Source organism: Streptomyces sp. MZ04 (assembly GCF_004684775.1).
Classification (GTDB): Bacteria; Actinomycetota; Actinomycetes; order Streptomycetales; family Streptomycetaceae; genus Streptomyces.
Map to the genome: position 1 here is coordinate 1 of NZ_SRIC01000418.1, position 5,447 is coordinate 5,447.

Annotated in this window: 6 protein-coding genes; 4 read left to right on the forward strand and 2 right to left on the reverse strand. The window is 65.6% G+C overall.

All coding sequences use genetic code 11. The features are described from left to right. The 4 genes from E2651_RS40805 to E2651_RS40820 all read left to right on the forward strand — a co-directional run. A partial coding sequence (locus tag E2651_RS40805; RefSeq protein WP_135336328.1) for a hypothetical protein occupies window positions 1–439 on the forward strand: 439 nt, incomplete at its 5' end. A 1,591-nt stretch (window positions 440–2,030) separates the two neighbouring features. Further along, window positions 2,031–3,317 carry a S8 family serine peptidase gene (locus E2651_RS40810; RefSeq protein ID WP_245239523.1) on the forward strand — a complete coding sequence of 429 codons (1,287 nt, stop codon included), beginning with the start codon at window positions 2,031–2,033 and terminating at the stop codon, window positions 3,315–3,317. Between the two features lie 57 nt (window positions 3,318–3,374). Continuing rightward, window positions 3,375–3,713, forward strand: a complete 339-nt coding sequence (locus E2651_RS40815; RefSeq protein WP_135336329.1) for a WXG100 family type VII secretion target — start codon at window positions 3,375–3,377, stop codon at window positions 3,711–3,713. Between the two features lie 64 nt (window positions 3,714–3,777). Continuing rightward, window positions 3,778–4,080, forward strand: a complete 303-nt coding sequence (locus tag E2651_RS40820; protein ID WP_135336330.1) for a WXG100 family type VII secretion target — start codon at window positions 3,778–3,780, stop codon at window positions 4,078–4,080. Between the two features lie 97 nt (window positions 4,081–4,177). On the opposite strand, the gene E2651_RS40825 is transcribed toward E2651_RS40820, so the two are convergent. Together E2651_RS40825 and E2651_RS40830 are read right to left on the reverse strand one after the other, a co-directional pair. Beyond that, on the reverse strand, window positions 4,178–4,363 hold the full coding sequence (locus E2651_RS40825; RefSeq protein ID WP_135336331.1) for a DUF397 domain-containing protein: 186 nt from the start codon (window positions 4,361–4,363) through the stop codon (window positions 4,178–4,180). A 12-nt stretch (window positions 4,364–4,375) separates the two neighbouring features. After that, window positions 4,376–5,227, reverse strand: a complete 852-nt coding sequence (locus tag E2651_RS40830; protein WP_135336332.1) for a helix-turn-helix transcriptional regulator — start codon at window positions 5,225–5,227, stop codon at window positions 4,376–4,378. Between the last annotated feature and the right edge of the window lie 220 nt (window positions 5,228–5,447).

The following is a 5,447-nucleotide window of genomic DNA, read 5'->3' on the forward strand; positions in this document are numbered from 1 at the left end:
GTCGGGGGCTGATTTCGAGCGGGGACTGGGGGCGCTGAAGACCTTTCGCCAGCGCATCGACACGCTACTCACGGAGTTCGAAGGCTCAGCAGGCGGTGCGAGCGAGCTTGGGGGGTACAAGCTCACCCGGGGCTCCTTCAGCGGTGCGGGCAGCGCGTTCCCCGCAGCCGACAGCCTGTACTCGCAGTACGACCAGGTTCACGAGCGGCTGACCTCGCTCTCCAAGATGCTCGGCACCCAGATTGACGCCATGAGTATCGCGGCGCGTGGCGTGGACCGCGGCTTCGACAACCTTGACGAGGACCTGCGGCAGCGCTTCTGGGCGATTCAGACCGAGATCCGCCGTGAGCAGATGCCGGATGGGCGTGAGCGGGGCGGCGAGCCTGACGCGCGAGGCGGCCACGGTAGTGACAAGTCTGACTCCGGGTGGCGAGTGTGAGCTTCGAAGGTCACCGCCTCAACGACATGATCGACCTGGTCGAGCAAGCGAACCCGGCCGACTTGGAGAGCGCGGGGGAGGCGCTCAAGAAGGCGCGCGACGCGATTGCCGCGGCCGCCAAGGAACTCGGCGAGTCCATCGGTCGAGTCCACTTGGAAGGGCTGTCGGGGGAGGCGTTCCGTAAGTGGGGTGAGAAGCTCGTCAAGGACACGCATCAGCTCTCCGACTTCGCCGACACCGCCAGCATTCAGATCGCCTCGGCCGGCGCGGGGCTGGCCTCTGTCCGTAGCTCCATGCCACCCCGGGACCAGCGCGCCGATCCCAAGATGGTGGAGGACATTCCCACCCCCAAGAGGGTCGAGGGCAATGCGGAGTACGACGCCGCGGCCAAGGCGGAGTCTCATCGTCAAGAGGCGATCAACCAGATGAATCGGTTGTCGTCGTTCTACCAGGTGTCGCAGAACTCGATGGCCGGGCAGGAGCCGCCTACGTTTTCGGCCATGCCGAATGTGGGGGTGCCGAGGCCTGTGGAGCGAGGCGGTGACATTGGGGGTGAGGGGCAGGGCGCTGCGGGTTCCGCCCCAGTCGCCGGCGACGCTCAGGCGGAGCCCCGTCGCTCTGTCGACGCTCCGACGGCAACCTACGCTCGCCCGGACGAATCCTCGCCGCCCCGTGTTGGTGCACCTGACCCGATCAAGGCTCCGGACCCGATCGCTTCCTCGGACCGGCCTGTCGGTACGGAGATTGACAGCGTCGATACCTTGCCGCCGCAGACCGTGAACCCGGCACCAGGTTCGCAGCCTCCCGGGCCCGGCCCAACGGGCAATGGAGAACCACTTCCTCCGCTCGTAGGTGGTCCTCGGCACCCTACGATCAGCCGCCCCGCGACACGTGCCCCAGTTCCTCCGGTAGGTCCGAAGCCTTCTCTTCCGGCTCAAGGGCGAACTCCGGGCCCAGTAGGACCGACCACGGGTCCTGGACGCGCTCCTGCGGGTCCGATCGGGCGTCCGGGCCCGGGCCCCGTGGCCCAAGGGCGAGCCACCAGCGGTCCGACGCCCACCGGGCAGCCTCCGATGGGTCGTGCTGTCACGGGAGGAACGCCACGCCCCAGAGATGGGGCGGGCCCGCGTCCTGGTATCCCAGGGAATAGTGAGGGGCGTGCCAACGGCATCTTCGGGGGGCGGCCCGCCCCTGGGCCGCTGCCGGGTCCAACTAGTTCCCGGTTGCCACGCAGCCCGGTCGTCGGTACCGATGGCGCTGGTGCTCCGAGAGCTGCAACCGGAGGCACGAATCAGCGCGGGGTAGTGGGAGCCACACCCCGTGCCACGGCTGGTGGGGGGCAGCAGCCTCGTCGATCCACCAGCAACGCTGATGGTGTTGTCGGTACCCCCACGAGGCGGGCTGCCCGCGAGGCCCGCGGAATCGGGTTCACCGCTGGCGGAGCAGGCTTGGTACGTGGTCCCGAGCGCAAAGGGCAACGCCCTGATCAGGATGAGGGCGAGGATGCGCAGCGACCGGGCCAGTTGGTCGAGGACGAAGAGACACATCTGCCTGGTAGCCGGCACCATGCGCCGCCGGTAATCGACTGATCGTGAGCGAGGACATGCAGGGCATGAAGCCAAGGTTCGGCCGGCGTGAGGGATGGACTGCACCCTTTTCGGGGTCTTCACGGAGGCTTGTTGCCCTTTTGGGCTCGGCGATCGGTGTGCTGGTTCTCGGATCAGTCGGGTTGGCTCCGAGTGCCGCTGCCGACGACGTTCAGTCGAAGCAGTGGTACTTGGATGCCATGGGTGCTGCTGACTTGTGGGAGGTCAGTACTGGCAAGGGGATCAAAGTCGCGGTCGTTGACAGTGGCATCTCGGAGACCCCTTCCCTCAAAGGCCGAGTGCAGCCGGGCAAGGACGTAACAGACCTGCCCGGTGGGTCGCTGGATGACTACGACGGGCATGGAACCACGATGGCGGAGCTCATCGTGGGATCCGGTCGCGGCGGGGGCATCAAGGGCTTGGCGCCTGGCGCTGAGGCCGTCTCCTTTCGTACCGGTCTGGGAAACAAGTTCGGGACGAAGGAAGACCGAAGCGCCGAAGCAATTCGGGCGGCTGCGGACAGTGATGCCCAGATCATCAGCATGTCCATCGGTTCTGACGTGATGTACCCAGATGAGGAAGAGGCGGTGAAGTACGCCGCCTCAAAAGGGAAGTTGATGTTCGCCAGCGTCGGAAACAATGCCGAGAAGAAGAACTTCATCGGGTATCCCGCTGCATATCCCTCCGTCACCGGAGTCTCAGCCGCCGACAAGTCGGGCAAGGTCGCGAAGTACTCGGAGTTCGGCGAGTACGTGGATCTGGCGGCGCCGGGCCTGAACCTCCCCCACTGGTGCGACGAGACGTTCCGTTCGTACTGCGACGACGGAGGCGGCACCAGTTCCGCCACAGCCATCGCCTCCGCCTCCGCCGCCCTGATCTGGTCCAAGCACCCCAACTGGACGGCAAATCAAGTACTCCGCGTCCTCATCGACACCGCAGGTCGCGACTGGCCCAAGGATGAGCCCAGCGACTACCTCGGCTACGGACTCGTCCGGCCGGCTCCCCACCTGCTGGAGGGCAAGGGGAACCCAGGCCCTGCGGACGTTGACCCCCTCACCAACGAGAAGACCCGCGGCGTTGGTTCCGGCAAGGACGCTTCTCCCTCCGCTTCAGGGCCAGCTTCATCGCAACCCCCGAAGGGACGCGCAGGTGGCGGGGCCGCAGAGGCGGCTTCAAGCTCGAAGTCCGCGGAGAGTAATGGCCAGTTGTGGTTGATCGTCGCTGCTGGCGCCGCAGTCGCGGTGATCGGCGGCGGAGCCTTCGCGGCGGTACGCGCTCGGCGCAGGGCCTGAACTCGACGCAGCACCACCCCACACACCCCAACGCAAGTTCACGAAGGGAGCCCAGCCGTGGCTGACGGCCAGAAGTTGAACAACGAGCAAGTGAGGCTTCTGAAAGAAGAGATCGTGGGCAAGTACGACTCGGTCCAGAAGCAACTCAAGCGCCTCCAGGGCACTCTCGACACGATGGAGGCCAACTGGCGGGGCGTCGGGGCTCATGCATTCGACAAGAAGCAGACTGAGATCAACGAGCGCATGCAGGTGATCGGGCGCATTCTGGTGGACTTCCTGGAAGGCATCAGCGGCAACGAGAAGCTCACGGACGGACTCGAGGACCAGGTCCGGTCGACAATGGACAGTATCGACGTGCAGTACGGCGGCAAGCAATCGGCCATCAACAGCTACTGAAGCACTGAGGCCCTCGGGGAACGAATCCCCCACAACCGCAGAGAGACAGAGAGACGGGGTAGGCATGGTAAACGTTCACTACGGCGAGATGGCGGTCAAGTATGGCGGCCTTGACGCCATCACCACCGAACTCGGGAACCAGGCGAAGCAGTTGGAAGCCGACCTCGCGGACATCAAGCGGGCGGTGGCGAAGGTGGCCGAGGGCTGGGAGGGCAAGGCCCACGAGGCGTATGTCCTGAAGCAGAAGGAGTGGGACAACAACGTCGAGGCCATCCACCGGGCTCTCGTCGAGATCGGCCAGAAGGTCGGCCAGGCCGGCGGTGACTACCGGGGCGGCGACCTGAAGGGCGCCAGCTACTTCCAGTGAGCCTGAGCGAGTAGCGCAGAACGTTGGGGTGGGCACGCGCGGGAGGTGTCCACTTCGTTCTGTTGTGGCGGGGCTCCGTCTCCTGAGCCGTGCTCCCCTAGTGCGACGACTGGGCCAGCGCCCCCGTGAACTGCCTCCATGCCTCGTGGCCTACCTTCGCCCAGGGGCGCTCCACGTCCTTGGAGTCCCGTACGACGACGAAGTGTCCGTTCCCGGCCACCTCGACACAGGCGTTGCCTGACGCTTCAGAGTACGAGGACTTGAGCCACTTCAACTCCGGCACGAGAAATCCCTCTTACAGTTCTCCGGCGATCTCGAGGATGAGGTCCCTCGACTTGTTCGGATTCAACGCCACTCGTTCGACCAAGTCCAGCCGGCGGCGGAAGTTGGCCAGCTGCGTCGGTGAGTCGAAGAAGACCGCGCCGATGGGGGAGTCCACCTCGACTGTATCCAGGTGAGGGCTGGCGGCAGACACGTACATCATTGTGTCCCCGGCCATCGGGAAGCCTTCGGCGGTGAACGGGATCACGAGCAGTCGTACGTTGGGCCGTTCACTCTCCTCCAAGAGACGGGCCAGCTGGGCTTTGGCCACCTTGCGTCCTCCCGTCCGGAGTCGGAGTGCCGCTTCGTGTACCAATCCGACGTAAGGCACGCCTGGGGCGGCCGCAACCACGCCGTGGCGGGTGAGCCGATGGGCGACCCTCAATTCCACCTCCAGGCGAGGTAGCGCCGGCAAGAAGAGGTCGAAGAGCGCGCGGGCGTGCTCCTCCGTCTGGAAGACGCCGGGGATGTGGGCGGTCTGGAGCGTTCGCAGGCCGGTGGCATGGTGCTCGAGTTCGGCCACGTCGAGGAAGTCGGGTGGGATCTTGCCTCGGTACTCGTCCCACCAGCCTTTCGCGCGCCCGCCGGTCATGGTGGCGAGGGCATCGATCAGTCCGGGGTCATCGCACTCATAGATGCTCGCCAGGCGACGGAGCCGGTCCTCACTGATGCCGAATCGTCCGGACTCGATGTTGGAGATCATCGTGCGGTCCGCCCCGAGTCGTTCCGCCGCTACGGGCGCGGACATCCCGACGGCATCGCGCAGTCGCCGGAGTTCGGCGCCGAAGCGGCGCTGGCGGATGGTGGGTGCCTGCCGTGGTGCCATGGTCAACTCCTCGTTCGCGCGCACAGTTTGCCGACCATCGAGGTCGCGCGTCCACCGGAAGCGAGGGTAAGACTCGTTTTAGTGAATCAGGTAGCACGTGTTTTAGTTGCTCCGCTAGCGTGTGATGCAGGCCACCCTCCAACTCCCCTCCAGAGGTGAACGATGGACGCATCGGCCCCGCACACCGTCACCCCCACCCCCTTCGACCTGTCCCTTATAA

Bases quoted from the DNA above. Each gene is read 5' to 3' on its own strand.
- E2651_RS40820 (WP_135336330.1), top strand. From the start codon at position 3,778: ATGGTAAACGTTCACTACGGCGAGATGGCGGTCAAGTATGGCGGCCTT.
- E2651_RS40830 (WP_135336332.1), bottom strand. From the start codon at position 5,227: ATGGCACCACGGCAGGCACCCACCATCCGCCAGCGCCGCTTCGGCGCC.